Source organism: Chryseobacterium indologenes (genome assembly GCF_001295265.1).
GTDB lineage: Bacteria > Bacteroidota > Bacteroidia > Flavobacteriales > Weeksellaceae > Chryseobacterium > Chryseobacterium indologenes_A.
Genome location: NZ_LJOD01000016.1, coordinates 1 through 15,273, shown reverse-complemented (window position 1 = coordinate 15,273; position 15,273 = coordinate 1). Strand labels below are relative to the sequence as shown.

Genomic DNA, 15,273 nt, shown 5'->3' with positions numbered 1-15,273 from the left:
TTTATAAGTGAATAAGAATTATTATTCAAAGTTCATTGTAAACGGAACGCTATAGTAAGATCTAACACTCTCCCCGTTTCTTTTCGCAGGAGTCCATTTTTTCAGTTTCTTAACTACACGAACTGCTTCATTGTTGAAGTCGCTGTTTGGAGATTTCTCTTCAATAACAACTCCTGAAACTGTACCGTCTTTTTCTACAACGAATTTAAGCTTAGCTTTAAGCGTACCTTCACCTCCTTCCATTAATGAAGTATCAAAGTTTTCCCCAAGGAATTTTCTCAACGCTCCCATACCTCCAGGATATTCTGCAGACTGGTCTACGTCTTTGTAGATCTCATTAGGATTATTGGTCTTCACCTCTGCAGTACTGGCTTTAGTACCTGTAGATGGTGGTGGTGGCGGTGGTGTATAAGCCGGAGCTCTTACCCCGTCCTGATTCTGTAAACCAGTTGTTGTTTCCAACTGCTTAGAAATCGGTGGTGGTGGCGTTTCAATCTTCGGAGCTTTTACAGGCTCAGGAACAACGTTCTGAATAACCTCAATTTTCTCTTCCTCTTTTGGAGGTGGAGGTGGCGGAGGTGGTTCTTCTTCTTTAGGCTGCTCGATAATCGGATCTTCTTCGATAATATTTACTAGATCTGCGTTAACTTCCTGTTTAGGCGGAGCTGTAAGATTCTTAATCGTAAGATAGATGAACGGAGACAAAGCCATAAGCAGGAACAATGCGGTTCCTATAATAAAAGATTTTGTCAAAAGTCTGGGATACTGATGTCTAAGATCATAGGCACCATATTCCTTGTTTCTATTTTCAAATACGATTTCATCTAAAGTAAGATTCTGACCGTATACATTTTCATCTGCCATAGATATACAATTTAATGGTTAAACTACTTTGTGGCAGCCGGTGCAGCAGCACCTCCTATTTTTTTCTCGTAAATAGCTTTCTCCCAAGGTTTCAAGTCGGTTACCCCGTACTGTTCACTTTTGGTAATGGCCATTTCATCAAGAATATCCACGAAGTTTTTATATACAGCATCGTCAGTCGGCTTAATGATCACAGTAAATTTACTTTGATCTGCTGCTCTTGCTTTTGCCTGCTCAATAACTTTTCTGATTCCTTCTCTGTCCAGGGTAGTTTCATTAAGGTTCTGATCGTTCAGGGAAGTATTATCCTGCTGATGCCAGAATACTTTATTGTCTTTACCTAATAATATAGAGATAGAGTTTGAAAGTTTAATTTCTGTTGGAGGTGGTTTTTTAGTTTCATCTTTCGGTTTAGCCGGAAGACCCAAATCCATAACATTCGGTTTGCTAAATGTAGTTGTGAACATAAAGAAGGTAATCAATAGAAAACCCAAGTCCACCATCGGAGTCATATCAACTCTGGTACTCTGTTTCTTGGAACGTACCTTGCCGCCTTTGGCGCCCTTATCCTGTACTTGTACTTCTGCCATTTCTAATGATTTACGGTTTTCCTTCTTGTGATGTAATCAACCAAAATTTAAGAAAATCAATATCTCTCAAACCCTCAAACAGGCTTTTAACTTTAGGGTATTCTGTAGTAACGTCACCTTTGATTGCTAATTTGTAATCAGGATTAACGCTTAAACTCTGCTGTACCCAGTCGATTAACTGCTTATTTGTACTATCCATCGGAATCCCTGTAGGACTCTTATAATTTTTCTGCTCATCTTCAGATAGATCCAGATAACCTTTCAGCTGGTTCATAGGAACGCCGATTGCCTGTACTTTCTGGAAAGCCGCTTTTTGTTTGGTATCAAAAGTCATGTGATACTTTTCTCCCATTTTTTCTAGAAGGGCTAATCTTTCTGATGCGTTTTCTACTGGCTGGAAATAGAATTTCCCGTCCGGAGTAGCATTAATTGTCATAAGACTGGCATCAGGAAGAAGTTTTTCTGATATTGAAGATGGCGGTTTAATCTGCTCCACGTCAGGTTTTTTAAACTGAGTGGTCAAGATAAAGAACGTAAGGAGTAGGAATGCAACGTCACACATTGCAGTCATGTCTGTAATTACTCCATGTCTTTTTGGTTTGACTCTCGCCATTATTATTAATGATTTTTAATTAAACTTCTTTTTACTTACTGCAAAATTCTTGCTAAATCTTAGTTGAATTCAGCGAAAGACTGCTGGATGCTCATAGCGATCTCGTCGATCTTATAAGTTAATCCGTCAATTTTAGAAGTAAAGAAGTTGTAAAGGATAATAGCGATTGCTGAAGTACCAATACCTAAAGCTGTGTTAATCAATGCTTCAGAGATACCTGTAGAAAGTGCAGCAGCATCTGGAGTACCACCACCTGAACCTAACGCGAAGAATGCCTTGATCATCCCGATTACTGTTCCAAGAAGTGCTACTAGTGTTGCAACAGTTCCTAAAGTAGAAAGGATCATCATGTTTTTCTCAAGCATTGGCATCTCAAGAGTAGTAGCTTCTTCGATAGCTTTGTTAAGAGCTACCATTTTTTGCTCTTTATTTAAAGTAGTATCATGAGAAAGAGCTTTGTAAGTAGTAAGACCTTCTTTCACTACGTTACCAACAGAACCTTGTTGTCTGTCACACTCTTCCAAAGCTTCATCAATTTTGTTTTTGTTCAATAAGCTTCTTACCTGAACTACGAAGTTGTCTAAGTTTCCTTTACCAGCAGCTTTGCTTAGTACGAAATATCTTTCAAAAGAGAAAACGATTACAGTAATCATGAAAGTAATCAGGATTGGTACAATAACTCCTCCTTTGTAGATAATACCTAAAAACGACTCTGGGTGAATGTCTTTTCCTTCAACACTTGAAAAAGCTACAGATCCGCTTCCTAGTTTCTCTGCATCTTTAAAGTTTCCTGGGCTTCCAAGAACGAATAAATAAATACATACTCCTATAGCAAATAGAATAGGAATAATAACAGCTGGATTTAAACCTCCTGCTTTTCTAGCAACTACTTGCTCATCATTTTTTGAAACATTCATTTCCATATTTAACTAAATTATATTGTTTTAAATTTTTACAGGGTGTAAATTAAAGGCAAAATTAATTAAAATGCAAGAGTCTTAAATAAACATTTTGCTTTTTTTTGATAAAGAAAATTTAATACGATTTCGATATAATAATTATTTTTAAAAATTTTATTTATTTTCCCCAATTTTAACATTTGGGTTAAAAACTTAAAAAAATAAGCCCTTCATTTTTTTTAATTTGCCAATGTTAATTTTTTTTTAAATTACGATATTCACAATGCGGTGAGGCACAACAATGATTTTTTTAGGGGTTTTGCCTTCTAAAATCTGTTGCATTTTTACATCTGCAATCACCAAATCTTCTACCTCCTTGGCAGATAATTGAGCTGAAAGTGAAATTTTGAACTTCATTTTACCATTTACACTTACCGGATATTCAATTTCATCTTCAATCAGATATTCTTCATTCAATACCGGGAACTTTTCAAATTCAATAGAATTGTTATGCCCCAGCAAATTCCAAAGTTCTTCACAGATGTGCGGAGCATATGGAGAGATGATAACGGCTAATGGTTCTAAAATATTGCGTTTGTTGCATTTTATTTTTTGCAGCTCGTTCACAGCAATCATAAATGACGATACTGATGTATTGAAAGAAAAGTTTTCAATATCGTAAACCACCTTCTTTATTAGGGTGTGTAAAACTTTATATTCTGCCTTTGAAGGTTCTTCATCAGAAACTTCAAAAACATCTCCGTTGAAATACAGGTTCCAGAATTTTTTAAGGAAACCATAAACTCCGCTTAACCCCTGGGTATTCCATGGCTTAGACTGCTCCAATGGTCCAAGGAACATTTCATACAATCTTAAACCGTCTGCTCCGTATTCATTACAGATGTCATCAGGATTGACTACATTGTATTTTGACTTGGACATTTTTTCTACTTCACGGTCTGTGATATATTTCCCGTCTTCCAGGATGAATTCGGCATCAGCATAATCCGGTCTCCATGCTTTGAAAGCTTCGGTATCCAATTCATCTGAAGTTCCTTTTAATAAGGATACATCAACATGGATCTGCTGTGTTGAATAATTTCCCGCTAAATTTTTAGAAACATACTGGTTAGTTCCGTCAATTCTGTAGACAAAAGCACTCATCCCAAGAATCATCCCCTGGTTGATCAGTTTTTGGAAAGGTTCATCATGGCTGATATATCCTCTGTCTTTTAAGAACATATTCCAGAAACGGGAATACAACAAGTGCCCGGTAGCATGTTCGCTTCCTCCTATATACAGGTCTACCTGCCCCCAATAATCTGATAGCTCTTTTTTAACAAAGGCCTCCTGATCATTCGGATCCATATATCTAAGGAAGTACCATGAGCTTCCTGCCCATCCCGGCATTGTAGATAATTCTAAAGGGAAAACCGTTTTGTCATCAATTAAATCTGTAGCAACAACCTTCTGGTTTACCTCATCCCATGCAAAAGTTTTTGCGTTTCCTAATGGAGGATCTCCGTCTTCAGTCGGTAAATATTTTTCAACTTCAGGAAGTTCCAATGGCAAAGCAGAAGTCGGCAAAGTGTAAGGCATTCCATCCTTATAATATATAGGAACAGGTTCTCCCCAGTAACGCTGTCTTGAGAAAATAGCATCACGCTGTCTGTAGTTGGTGGTTCCGTGGCCAATTCCTTTATTTTCAATCTCTGAAATTATTTTTGATTTGGCATCGTTATAATTCAGACCGTTTAAGAAATCAGAGTTTACACAAACCGAATCTTTAGAGTCAAATGATTTCTCCTGAACATCTTCTTCAGTTTCTACAACTTTTTTAATTTCCAGATTAAATTTCTTTGCAAATCTGTGATCCCTTTCGTCATGTGCAGGAACAGCCATTACAGCTCCTGTTCCATAGCCCATCAGCACATAATCTGAAATGTAGATTGGCATTTTTTCTCCGCTGAACGGATTAACGGCATAACTTCCAGTGAAAGCACCGCTCACGTTTTTCACGTCAGCCATTCTATCTCTCTCCGTTTTTTTGGAAGTTTCTTCTATATAAGCATCTACTTCTGCTTTTTGTGCATCTGTAGTGATAATTTCCACTAAAGGATTTTCAGGAGCCAATACCATAAAAGTTGCTCCGAAAATAGTATCGGGTCTTGTGGTGAATACCTCAACAAACTCATTATGTCCTTCTACCCGGAACTTCACCTGCGCTCCCTGGGATTTTCCGATCCAGTATTCCTGGGAATCTTTCAAAGGCTGCGGCCAGTCTAAAGTAGCAAGTCCCTGTAATAGTCTTTCAGAGTAAGCAGAAATTCTCATGCTCCACTGCATCATTTTTTTCTGGAATACCGGAAATCCTCCTCTTTCAGATTTTCCGTCTTTTACCTCATCATTAGCCAGTACTGTTCCCAAAGCCGGGCACCAGTTTACGGTTGTTTCAGCTCTGTAAGCCAAACGGTAATTTAAAAGAATGTCCTCTTTATCTAAATCAGAAGCATTTTTCCATTCTTCTGCGGTGAAATTTAATTCATCGTTCTGATTGGCATTTAATCCTTCTGTTCCTTTTTCCTCAAAATGACGGATCAGAGTATCAATAGATTCGGCTCTGTCTGTATCTTTATTATACCATGAATGGTACAGCTGGATAAAAATCCACTGGGTCCATTTGTAATAGGAAGAATCGGAAGTTCTCACTTCTCTGCTCCAGTCGAATGAAAACCCGATTTTTTTCAGCTGCTCTTCATATCGGTTGATATTCTGCTCAGTAGTTACGGCGGGATGCTGCCCTGTCTGGATGGCATACTGTTCAGCAGGAAGACCGAAACTGTCATAACCTACCGGGTGGAGCACATTAAACCCCTGATGTCTTTTATATCTCGCATAAATATCTGATGCAATATATCCCAGCGGATGCCCCACGTGAAGGCCGGCCCCGGATGGATACGGAAACATATCGAGAACATAAAATTTAGGTTTGTCTGTGTTATTGGAAGTCTTGTAAGTCTGATTTTCCTCCCAGTATTTCTGCCACTTTTTTTCTATCTGCTGATGATCGTAAAACACTTTATTATAGATATTATATGTTAAACTCCGGATTTCAGGTATTGTTGAGTTCTGAAATCAGGATTCACAAAAATAATGATTTTAAAGGAAATGGAGATTTAATTTTTAATTAATTGCAGGAGACGCATTTACCCCAATGCAGAGCGATGATTTCCAGCCTCTCATTCGCGACTTTTATTCCTTTACTTTATTTCATAAAAAAATCCCATCCGGAGATGAGATTTTTATGTTATGGTAAAATATATTATTACTGAGGAATTCTCTTCATAGTATATGTTCTTGTCTTAAATACATTTGGATTTTCTGTATTTTCTCTGATCGCAAGATTCAGGGTAGTTTCATTAAGAGTAATGATTTTTCCATTATCAGGTTCCACAGTTCCCTGATATTTAATGATCACTGTTTTGGCACTTTTATCATAGGTGTACGTAAAATTACGGTCTGATGATATAGCACACTGCCCCGGGGTTGCAGAATCTCCCCAGTCTGTTCTTTTTCCTACGGTCTCCGTATTGAATCTCCATCTGGAATCTTTCTGACAGGTGGTATACGTAATCTCGTCTGAAACCGGAGTTTCTCCTGTCTCTATAGTGGTAACAACTTCTTTGTATGGCTGCCATACGCCTACCAGCGGATATTCCATTTCATTATCGTTGTCGTTATTACATCCTGTAGCTACAAATAATGATAAACCTGCAAATAGTAATGCTAATTTCTTCATATACTCAAATTTTCAAGCGCTAAAATTATAATTTTTTTGATTTATATTACTATTTTTTGTGAAAAATTATTTTACAATTCTATATTTCTGCAAATTCTGGTATAAGACAGATCAAAATCTACCTTATTTAATAAATATTGAACCTGCTGAAACAGCTGTATTCTATTAAAAAAGTTATTTTTGTAGCAAAGAAAAAAAATGCAAAACATAACGAAAAATAATTTTGACTTTATCCGTGTTCTCCTTGCCTTCATAGTCTTTGTTGGTCACCTCGGGGCATTAAGCTTCTCCAAAGAGCTCTCTGTTTTAGAAAACAGCCCCGTAGAAATTGCTGTTTTTTCGTTTTTTGTGGTCAGCGGATTTTTAATTGCTCGAAGCTATGACAGATCATCCAGTCTGAAAAGCTATGCAAAGAAAAGATTTAACAGGATTGTTCCCGCGTACCTGTTGGTTGTATTTCTTTGTGCTATCCTCCTCAGTCTGGTAAGCACCCTTTCTTTTTCGGAATATTTTGGTAATACCCAGGTTTATAAATATCTGTTCTGGAATTCCCTTTTCCTGAATTTTAAAGCTCCATGGCTTCCGGGAGTCTTCGGCAATCAGGCTGTAAACGGAGCGCTATGGACCATGAAAGTAGAAATGTGCTTTTACATTGCCGTTCCTCTGATGTTTTTACTATTCGGGAAAAATAATAAATACAGAAATACCAGTCTGATTGTATTGTATTTTCTTTCGCTTATCTATCTCAATTATTTTGAAATGGCAGGGAAAATTTCAATGTCCAAGCAGTTGCCGGGATCACTGTGCTATTTCATTGGAGGAATGCTGATCTACTTTAATTTTGATCAGTTCATCAAACACAAGAATACTCTTTTCATCATCGCTATAATTACGGTATGGATTGATCTGTTTTTCAGCATAAAACTATTCTCTCCTATCATGATCAGCATCATTGTGCTGTATATTGCCTACTCTTTTAAATTCCTGAATAATTTCGGCAAGTATGGGGATTTCACTTACGGAATCTATATATTTCATTTCCCTATCATCAGGGTATTTCAAACAACAGGTCTTTTTGCTGATTACAATCCGTACATCATGAGTTTTGTATGTATGTTTGTTGTGATTGGAGTAGGAATTGCTTCATGGCATCTGTATGAAAAGAAATTTTTATAATTTTGAACGATATAACGACACAAATGCAAGATCTTGTATCCATCATTACTCCCTGTTACAATTCTGCAGAATTTATCGAAGAAACGATACAGTCTGTTCTTAACCAAACCTATCAGAACTGGGAATGGTTGATTACTGATGACCTATCCAGGGACAACACCGTTGAAATCATCAGAAAATATACCGATCCGAGAATAAAGCTACAAGTTCTGGAGAAAAACGGAGGAGCTGGAAATGCCAGAAATAAAAGCCTTGAAAGAGCCACGGGAAGATATATTGCCTTCCTGGATTCTGATGATTACTGGTATCCTGAATATCTGGAAACGATGACCGGTTATATGCAGGAACATCATGCAGAGCTTGTATACTGTAATTATTCAAGGTGTAATGAACAGCTTGAGCCTGTACTTAAAGATTTTGAAGCAGACAAGATTGTTACGTTCTCCAATCTTCTGAAAACCTGCAGACTGGCTCCGGTTTCTACAATGTATGACACCCAGAGAGTCGGTAAGTTTTTCTTCCCTATTAAAAGCAAGCGGGAAGACCATGTGATGTGGCTGAACCTTTTAAAAGTAATCCCGGAAGGCAAGCCCTTAAAAAAGACCCTGGCCAAATACAGAATGCGCGAAAACAGCGTTTCCAGAAAGAAAAAAAACATCATTATTGATCAGTATCTTGTGTATAAGGATTTCATGGAATTCTCTACCATAAAATCCCTCTATTATACCGCCAACTGGGCTGTAAACGGATTCCTTAAGTATTCTAAAATTTTCAACTGATGGAGTATTCAAAAGAATTCAAAGCGGCACTGAGTGCTTTCTCAAATATAGAAAAAGACCGGCTTATTTTCAGACTGCTGAAGAAAGATAAGCTTCTGTCTAAAAAATTATATTTTGAACTGATTGATCCGGAAACTACGGATGATAAAAGGAATGCCATGGAAGAAAGCGTTGCGGAAAAAGTTCTTCTGGCTTCCAAATACATCGGCAATTCCAAATATTTCCTGAGTGTCATCCGGAAAATAAGTGCAGAGATCACTGAGCATGTAAAAATAACCACCGATAAATTTGGGGATGTCTCGCTTAATCTGCTTCTTATCAACAAAATTTTAGAGTATAATGATGATCTCAGCAGACAAAGGTTTGACCATGTGTATAAATTATACCTTTATATCATCAATAAGGTATTTAAAGCCCTGATACTTGCTAAAAAACTGGATGAAGATTACTGGCTGGAAATTGATGACTTTCTGAGAACAACCCAATCCGGTATAGAAGAAAATCATTACCTGCTGAAATTATCCACCAACAACGGCCTGGATATGAACTGGCTCCGCGACTGTGAAAGCATTCCGGAAAATATTGAACAGATCATGAAAGGGATTAAAAGCCAAGGATTTTTAAAATAAAATTTTCTGAAGGATAAGTTCTGTAGAATTAGGCTTTTCTTCCACAAATTTTCCGGCATTCTGAGACATTGATTCAAGCTCTTCTTCATTATTTAGAAGGAATAGAACAAAGTCTGCGGCTGCGTTTTCTTCAGAAAAAGACTTTCCTCCCTCTGCAGCAATCAGGTCATCTGCTTCCGGATTTTTTTTGTAGTGATTTCCAAAAACTACCGGGATTCCAAATGTTGCTGCTTCGAGAATATTGTGAAGCCCTGCATCATGGAAACCTCCGCCTACGACTGCTATATCTGCATAGGAATAGAGTTTTGACAACAATCCGATGCTGTCTATAATTAAAATCTGAGATTCTTTTACAGCTGCTTCAGCGTTTTTAATTTCACTGTATACCAAAGCATCAGGAAAGATGTTCTTTAAATATTCTACCCTTTTCAGCTCGTGAGGAGCTATGATCAGTTTCAGGTCTGCATTTTTTCTGAAAACCGTTGCTGCAATCTTCTCTTCTGCCTGCCAGCTGCTTCCAAAAACTACGGCTTGTTTTCCATCGATAAATTTGTTGATATATTCTACATGGTTATCACGCACCTTAAGCTGTTTTACACGATCAAATCGCGTGTCACCCGCTACAGAAGAATTTGTAAGTCCTATGCTTTTGGCAAGCGCCATAGAGAACGGGGTCTGGTGAAAAAACCAGTCAATATTCTTCTTTAGCTGCTTTACAAACCATTTTCCATAAGATGTAAAGAAGGACTGTCTTTCATAAAACAGGGCGGAAACCACATAGATTTTAGTTCCTTTATTTTTAAGTTCAGACAGAAGGTTATACCAATAATCATACTTCACCGTAAAAAATAGTTCAGCATTGAATTGTGATATAAAGTCTTTTACAGCATTTTTTTTATCAAAGGGCAGGTAGCATATTACATCTGCAATGTGTTTCTTTTTAATCACATTTTCATAACCGGAAGGTGAAAAGAAAGTCACCAGAACTTTATGATCCGGATAGTTCTCTTTCAGCTTTTCTAAAACCGGAAGTCCCTGCTCATACTCTCCGAGACTGGCGGCATGCATCCAGATAACTTTATCGGAAGGTAAAAAAGCTCTTTTTACTTTATCCAGAGATTCTTTTCTTCCATCAACTCCTTTTTTAGTTTTATCATTAAATAAAGAGAAAACCTTCATTCCGAAGATAAGAAGACTGACAAACAGATTATAAAGGAAAGACATCTCGATTATTTTTAAAAATTAATTTTTTGAAGATATTGAGAGGACGTCATTTAAACAAACCAATAAAAATAAACACGATGATCATACTTCCGAAAATAGCCAGAATAGCCCCTCCAAACGGAACCCGCGGCTTTACATTTTCATCCAATGTATAACGGAACATATAATCCTGTAGATTCATCAGAATCAGTAATACCAAAGTAATGATCCATCGGACAAAGATTTCCATAATCAGAAACTGGGCATCTTTGTTCTGTTCAGTAATTTCTACCGGAAAATTAACAGCATTTGCATACCTTATTATAAAAGTGATGGCTATAAATAAAGCAGATGCCACTCCCGGCATCAAAAAGGCAAACTTACGTCCGCCAAAATGATCTGCTTTTCCGTAAAAATCAAAATGAACTGGAATTTTTTCCGGAAGCGTTTTGTACTGCTTCAGAGTGAATCTCCAGAAGAAGATAACCAGTCCAAAATTTAAAATATCGAAAGCAGTCAATAGAATATGTTCCATTTCAGGCTTATTTTAAAGTCTAAAGTACATTTTTAATCACCCGCAGCTTATGAGTGTGCTTATTCATTTCTTTATTGAAGATTCCGGTAGAATCTAAAATATCAATTCTTACTTTTCCTGAAGCATGAATAATTTTCTGGTTGTCCAGCATGATGCCTACATGAATAATTTTCCCTTCAGGGTTTTCGAAAAATGCTAAATCTCCGGGCTGACTTTCTTCAACAAAAGTTAAAGGCTCTCCTACTTCTGCCTGCTGATAAGTATCTCTTGGAAGCTTAATGCCATGAATTTTATATACCAGCTGTGTAAAACCGGAACAGTCTACAGCAAAAAAACTTTTGCCTCCCCACAGATACGGAACATTCAGAAATTCTTTAGCAGCCAGAGCAATGCTTTCACGCAGATCATGACTCCTTCTGGAAGCAACTGCAGGAAATTCAACTTCTGAGCCCATGGAAAGCAGTGTTTTTCCATCGTTTGTCAACACGGAAGAAAAATCTTCAGTAATTACGGTAATTTTTCTTTTTTCCAGTTCTTCGTCCGTTACAGGTTTCAGCTGTTTGGTGTCCATCCATCCTTCATATCCGTCATAATGCATTTTTATTCTGGTCCAGTTTTTATTCACCTCCAGAATGTCTGCACTTTCTCCAAACAATATTTCCGTAACAATTTCCGCTTTGTCAGAAGCTTCTGCCCGTACCGGTGCTACAGTGACTATACAAATTCCTTTGTTCATTTTATTCATTTAGAAGTTAAGAAATTGAATAATTCAGGAGATATAACCTCTCTGACTTCTCCAATCTCTACATCTTTTAATTACTTCCTGCGAAGGAAATTTACTCCATCCCGCAAAGGTAAAATAAGATTTTCAAAATCATCATCTTTTGCAATTAAATCGTTCAGTTCTTTAATAGACTGTGTTGATTTTTGTTTAGGGTTTTCCTCTAAAACTTTTCCATACCACAAAACATTATCAAACAACACTACGGAGCCTGATTTTGTTCTCGGTTTAATGAGTCTGAAATATTCAGCATAGTTTTCTTTATCGGCATCAATGAACACCAGATCAAAAAATTCATCTGTTTCTTTCAGAAATTCTTTTGCATCCTGAAGCCTGAAGTCAATCTGACCGGCATATTCGCTGTTTTCAAAATATTTTTTCGGCAGATAGGCCAGATCTTCATTAACATCCAGCGTTGTTATTTTCCCTTCACCGGATAATCCGGCGGCCAGACATAAGGTAGCATATCCTGTAAAGGTTCCTATTTCAAGTATATTCCCAGGCCTCATGATTTGGGAAATAATGGTTAAAAGTCTTCCCTGCTGATATCCGGAGATCATGTGAGGCTGTGTTGTTTTCTGATAGGTCTCTCTTCTTAATTTTTTCAAAATTTCAGGTTCTGAAGAAGCGTGGGTTTCCAGATACCGGTCCATTTCAGGATTTTTTTCTTCGAAAAAGCTCATGCTGCAATTTTTTTGTTATTCAAATGTACTTAAAATCTAAGAATAATCCTCTATTCCGGGGCTGTTCATCAAGACACAGGGGTAGTCACGGTGAAAATACCGTAAAAACACGGATACCCTGCTATTGATAATAACGATACATTTGCAAAGAACAAAGGGTAAAAACACTAAAGGAAAAACAATGAATGTGGCTGAAAAACAAATTAACCAAGAGAATCAGAAGACCGCAAAGCCAACCAGCAGAGCGGTTTCTTCATTAAAGAAAACTAAAACCGAAATATCCAGCTCATTTTTGCAGCGAATTATTTCATTATTGAAAAAAGAAGAATTAATTTGATTAAAAAAACAGATCCCGAATTTCTTCAGGATCTGTTTTTATTTTAAGTTATCTCTATTATTTCTTAGGAGCAATATCCATCAGCTTCATGAATTCATCAAGTTTAGGCATAATGATGATCTCTGTTCTTCTGTTTTCCGCTCTTCCGGAAACGCTCATATTCGTTGCCTTAGGATTGTATTCAGAACGCCCTCCCGCTGTAATTCTTGCAGGATCTACCCCAAACTGCGTCTGTAATATTTTCGCGATAGCGGTACCTCTCAATGCCGAAAGATCCCAATTGTCTTTAGGCAGGTTAGGTGAATTTAGCGGAGCATTATCTGTGTTTCCTTCAATCAGTACAGAATATTTATCGTAATCATTGATCACTTTTGCTACTTTTCCTAATACTTCCTGAGCTGCAGGTAATACATTGTAGTCTCCTGTTTTGTATAGCATTTTATCTGAAAGCGAGATCATAACCACTCCTTTCAGTACTTTTACCTGTACATCATCATCTGCTACATTATCAAGAGATCTTTTAAGCTTGTTGGATAATGCAAGGTTCAGACTGTCATTTTTAGCATTGCTGGAGATCAGCTGTTTGATATACGAGTTGGAAGCATTGATTTCTCCTACCAGTTTATCAATATTAGCCGAACTTTTTCCTGTATTGGACAGACATGCATCCAAAGATGATTTTAAAGCATCGTGCTGGCTTTTCAACAGATTGTTTTCACCGGCCAATGCTGAATTCTGAGACTTTAAATCCTGAATTTCCCTTTGTCTTTCTCCAATATTTTCAATACACTGCTTATAGTTTGTGCTCAAAGCATCATACTGCTTTTTGCTGACACAAGATGTCAATCCCAGCGCCATTGCAGAAACTGCTAAAATTTTAAAAATCTTCATAAGTAATCATTTTTAGACGAATCAAAGTTAGGGAAATTCAATTGAATTATATGGATTATCTTTGCATAAAAGAAATTCCTAAACGAAGTCTTGGAAAAAATAAGTTTAAAAAATGAGTTGAAAAACCTGGTCAGCCATCCGGAAAAACACAGTTATCTTATAGCTGTGAGCGGCGGCGCAGATTCAATGGTGCTAGCTTCGCTGTTCAGGGATTTCAGCGCTGAAATTCAGAATCCGGAATTCAGAATTCATGTTGCCCATATCAATTACAGACTACGTGGAAAAGACTCTGATCTTGACCGGAAAACGGTACAGGATTTTTGTGAGAAAAATCACATTCCGTTTCATCTTTATGAAGTTTCAGAAAAAGACACTAAACCCGAAAATTCCATTCAGCTCTGGGCCAGGGAGCTCCGCTATGATTTTTTCAGAAAGATTAAAGAACGGGAGCAGCTTGATTTTCTGGTAACTGCACACCATTTAAATGACCAGCTGGAGACTTTCATCATCAATTTATCCAAAGCATCCGGCATTAAAGGCCTTAGCGGAATTCCTGCGAATGACAACCAGATCCTGCGTCCTCTTCTGAATATTACAAAAGACGAAATCTATCAGTTTGCTGAGGAAAACCGTATTGCTTTTCGGGAAGACCTCTCCAATAAAAAAAGTGATTATTTGAGAAATAAGATCAGAAATGAGATTGTTCCGAAGCTTCTGGAAACAAATGATCATTTCCTTGACAATTTCAAAAGAAGCCTGTATTATCTTAACCAAACCAAAGATTTTGCTGAAAAACAGATTCAGGACATTGAAAATAAGCTCACCGTATTTAACCCCGACCATAAAATCTTATCAAAGGAAAAACTTGATCTGGAAAGTGATTTCGTGAAGTTTGAGATTTTAAAAAAATATGGTTTCGATCAGGAAAATGAAATTGCCAAAATTTTTAAAGCTGAAAACGGAAGCTCTTTTTTTTCAAAAGAGTATCAGTTGACCATCAGCCGAGGTGAACTCATTTTTATCAGTCTGACGCCAAAACCGGAAGTCCGAAAAGAAATCATTCTTGCCGAAAATATTGACCGTAATGAAGCCTTGTTCTCCATCAATCTTCAAGGCTATATTGAAGATATTGACGGAATCAATAATAATTTTAGCTGGGATTTTGATGCTGAAAAAATTCAGTTCCCAGTGTATTTAAGAAAACAACAGGACGGTGATGAAATTTATCCTTCGGGATTTTCAGGCAAAAAGAAAGTCTCTAAGTTTTTTAGGGACGAAAAATTATCTATTTTAGCGAGGCAAAAAATCTGGATCCTGTGCGACAACAGTAATTCCGTTCTCGGAGTTATTCCGCTAAGACAAGACAGAAGATATGCAAAAAGTGAGAAAACGAAGCGTATTCTCAAAATTTTTAATGAAAAGTAAAATGAAATTTAGAAACTGGTTTTTAGCAGTCCTCCTCTTTTTAGCGGCAGGAATCAATGCGCAGATTAA

Annotated in this window: 15 protein-coding genes; 4 read left to right on the top strand and 11 right to left on the bottom strand. The window is 37.2% G+C overall.

The window, feature by feature from the left end:
• Positions 1–21 precede the first annotated feature (21 nt).
• From AOB46_RS18835 to AOB46_RS18810, 6 genes are all read right to left on the bottom strand, one after another.
• Positions 22–864, bottom strand: coding sequence for an energy transducer TonB (locus AOB46_RS18835; RefSeq protein ID WP_062702278.1), 843 nt, complete (start codon positions 862–864; stop codon positions 22–24).
• Between the two features lie 23 nt (positions 865–887).
• Positions 888–1,454, bottom strand: a complete 567-nt coding sequence (locus AOB46_RS18830) for an ExbD/TolR family protein (protein WP_062702276.1) — start codon at positions 1,452–1,454, stop codon at positions 888–890.
• A 10-nt stretch (positions 1,455–1,464) separates the two neighbouring features.
• Positions 1,465–2,067, bottom strand: coding sequence for an ExbD/TolR family protein (locus tag AOB46_RS18825; protein WP_062702274.1), 603 nt, complete (start codon positions 2,065–2,067; stop codon positions 1,465–1,467).
• Positions 2,068–2,126: 59 nt separating this feature from the next.
• Positions 2,127–2,990: a MotA/TolQ/ExbB proton channel family protein gene (locus tag AOB46_RS18820; RefSeq protein ID WP_062702273.1), complete on the bottom strand. Its 864-nt coding sequence runs from the start codon at positions 2,988–2,990 to the stop codon at positions 2,127–2,129.
• A gap of 240 nt (positions 2,991–3,230) precedes the next feature.
• Positions 3,231–6,044: a leucine--tRNA ligase gene (gene leuS / locus AOB46_RS18815; protein ID WP_062702271.1), complete on the bottom strand. Its 2,814-nt coding sequence runs from the start codon at positions 6,042–6,044 to the stop codon at positions 3,231–3,233.
• 247 nt (positions 6,045–6,291) lie between these two features.
• Entirely contained in the window at positions 6,292–6,765 is a 474-nt protein-coding gene (locus tag AOB46_RS18810; RefSeq protein ID WP_062702269.1) for a lipocalin family protein, read from the bottom strand.
• Positions 6,766–6,963: 198 nt separating this feature from the next.
• On the opposite strand from AOB46_RS18810, the gene AOB46_RS18805 reads away from it, so the two are divergent.
• From AOB46_RS18805 to AOB46_RS18795, 3 genes are read left to right on the top strand one after another with little or no spacing between them, the layout of a single operon-like run.
• Positions 6,964–7,941, top strand: coding sequence for an acyltransferase family protein (locus AOB46_RS18805; RefSeq protein WP_062702267.1), 978 nt, complete (start codon positions 6,964–6,966; stop codon positions 7,939–7,941).
• A 23-nt stretch (positions 7,942–7,964) separates the two neighbouring features.
• Entirely contained in the window at positions 7,965–8,720 is a 756-nt protein-coding gene (locus tag AOB46_RS18800) for a glycosyltransferase family 2 protein (RefSeq protein WP_062702265.1), read from the top strand.
• Positions 8,720–9,349 carry a hypothetical protein gene (locus tag AOB46_RS18795; RefSeq protein ID WP_062702263.1) on the top strand — a complete coding sequence of 210 codons (630 nt, stop codon included), beginning with the start codon at positions 8,720–8,722 and terminating at the stop codon, positions 9,347–9,349. Before AOB46_RS18800 ends, AOB46_RS18795 begins: the two co-directional genes overlap by 1 nt.
• Here AOB46_RS18795 and AOB46_RS18790 read toward each other — a convergent pair.
• From AOB46_RS18790 to AOB46_RS18770, 5 genes are all read right to left on the bottom strand, one after another.
• Positions 9,341–10,573, bottom strand: coding sequence for a 3-deoxy-D-manno-octulosonic acid transferase (locus tag AOB46_RS18790; RefSeq protein WP_062702261.1), 1,233 nt, complete (start codon positions 10,571–10,573; stop codon positions 9,341–9,343). The genes AOB46_RS18795 and AOB46_RS18790 overlap by 9 nt on opposite strands.
• 46 nt (positions 10,574–10,619) lie before the next feature.
• A complete protein-coding gene (locus tag AOB46_RS18785) occupies positions 10,620–11,087 on the bottom strand; it encodes a DUF1648 domain-containing protein (protein ID WP_062702259.1) in 468 nt (155 codons plus the stop codon).
• Between the two features lie 19 nt (positions 11,088–11,106).
• Positions 11,107–11,823 (bottom strand): C40 family peptidase, encoded by a 717-nt coding sequence (locus AOB46_RS18780; protein ID WP_062702408.1) that lies wholly within the window; start codon positions 11,821–11,823, stop codon positions 11,107–11,109.
• A gap of 80 nt (positions 11,824–11,903) precedes the next feature.
• Positions 11,904–12,551 (bottom strand): O-methyltransferase, encoded by a 648-nt coding sequence (locus AOB46_RS18775; RefSeq protein ID WP_062702257.1) that lies wholly within the window; start codon positions 12,549–12,551, stop codon positions 11,904–11,906.
• A 394-nt stretch (positions 12,552–12,945) separates the two neighbouring features.
• On the bottom strand, positions 12,946–13,779 hold the full coding sequence (locus tag AOB46_RS18770) for an OmpA family protein (RefSeq protein ID WP_062702255.1): 834 nt from the start codon (positions 13,777–13,779) through the stop codon (positions 12,946–12,948).
• Positions 13,780–13,869: 90 nt separating this feature from the next.
• On the opposite strand from AOB46_RS18770, the gene tilS reads away from it, so the two are divergent.
• Complete coding sequence (tilS, locus tag AOB46_RS18765) at positions 13,870–15,204, top strand: tRNA lysidine(34) synthetase TilS (RefSeq protein ID WP_062702253.1); 1,335 nt, start codon at positions 13,870–13,872, stop codon at positions 15,202–15,204.
• The last annotated feature ends 69 nt before the right edge of the window (positions 15,205–15,273 follow it).

Coding starts and splice junctions, on each gene's coding strand:
- AOB46_RS18835 (WP_062702278.1), bottom strand. CDS start 864: ATGGCAGATGAAAATGTATACGGTCAGAATCTTACTTTAGATGAAATC.
- AOB46_RS18830 (WP_062702276.1), bottom strand. CDS start 1,454: ATGGCAGAAGTACAAGTACAGGATAAGGGCGCCAAAGGCGGCAAGGTA.
- AOB46_RS18825 (WP_062702274.1), bottom strand. CDS start 2,067: ATGGCGAGAGTCAAACCAAAAAGACATGGAGTAATTACAGACATGACT.
- AOB46_RS18820 (WP_062702273.1), bottom strand. CDS start 2,990: ATGGAAATGAATGTTTCAAAAAATGATGAGCAAGTAGTTGCTAGAAAA.
- AOB46_RS18810 (WP_062702269.1), bottom strand. CDS start 6,765: ATGAAGAAATTAGCATTACTATTTGCAGGTTTATCATTATTTGTAGCT.
- AOB46_RS18805 (WP_062702267.1), top strand. CDS start 6,964: ATGCAAAACATAACGAAAAATAATTTTGACTTTATCCGTGTTCTCCTT.
- AOB46_RS18800 (WP_062702265.1), top strand. CDS start 7,965: ATGCAAGATCTTGTATCCATCATTACTCCCTGTTACAATTCTGCAGAA.
- AOB46_RS18795 (WP_062702263.1), top strand. CDS start 8,720: ATGGAGTATTCAAAAGAATTCAAAGCGGCACTGAGTGCTTTCTCAAAT.
- AOB46_RS18790 (WP_062702261.1), bottom strand. CDS start 10,573: ATGTCTTTCCTTTATAATCTGTTTGTCAGTCTTCTTATCTTCGGAATG.
- AOB46_RS18785 (WP_062702259.1), bottom strand. CDS start 11,087: ATGGAACATATTCTATTGACTGCTTTCGATATTTTAAATTTTGGACTG.
- AOB46_RS18780 (WP_062702408.1), bottom strand. CDS start 11,823: ATGAACAAAGGAATTTGTATAGTCACTGTAGCACCGGTACGGGCAGAA.
- AOB46_RS18775 (WP_062702257.1), bottom strand. CDS start 12,551: ATGAGCTTTTTCGAAGAAAAAAATCCTGAAATGGACCGGTATCTGGAA.
- AOB46_RS18770 (WP_062702255.1), bottom strand. CDS start 13,779: ATGAAGATTTTTAAAATTTTAGCAGTTTCTGCAATGGCGCTGGGATTG.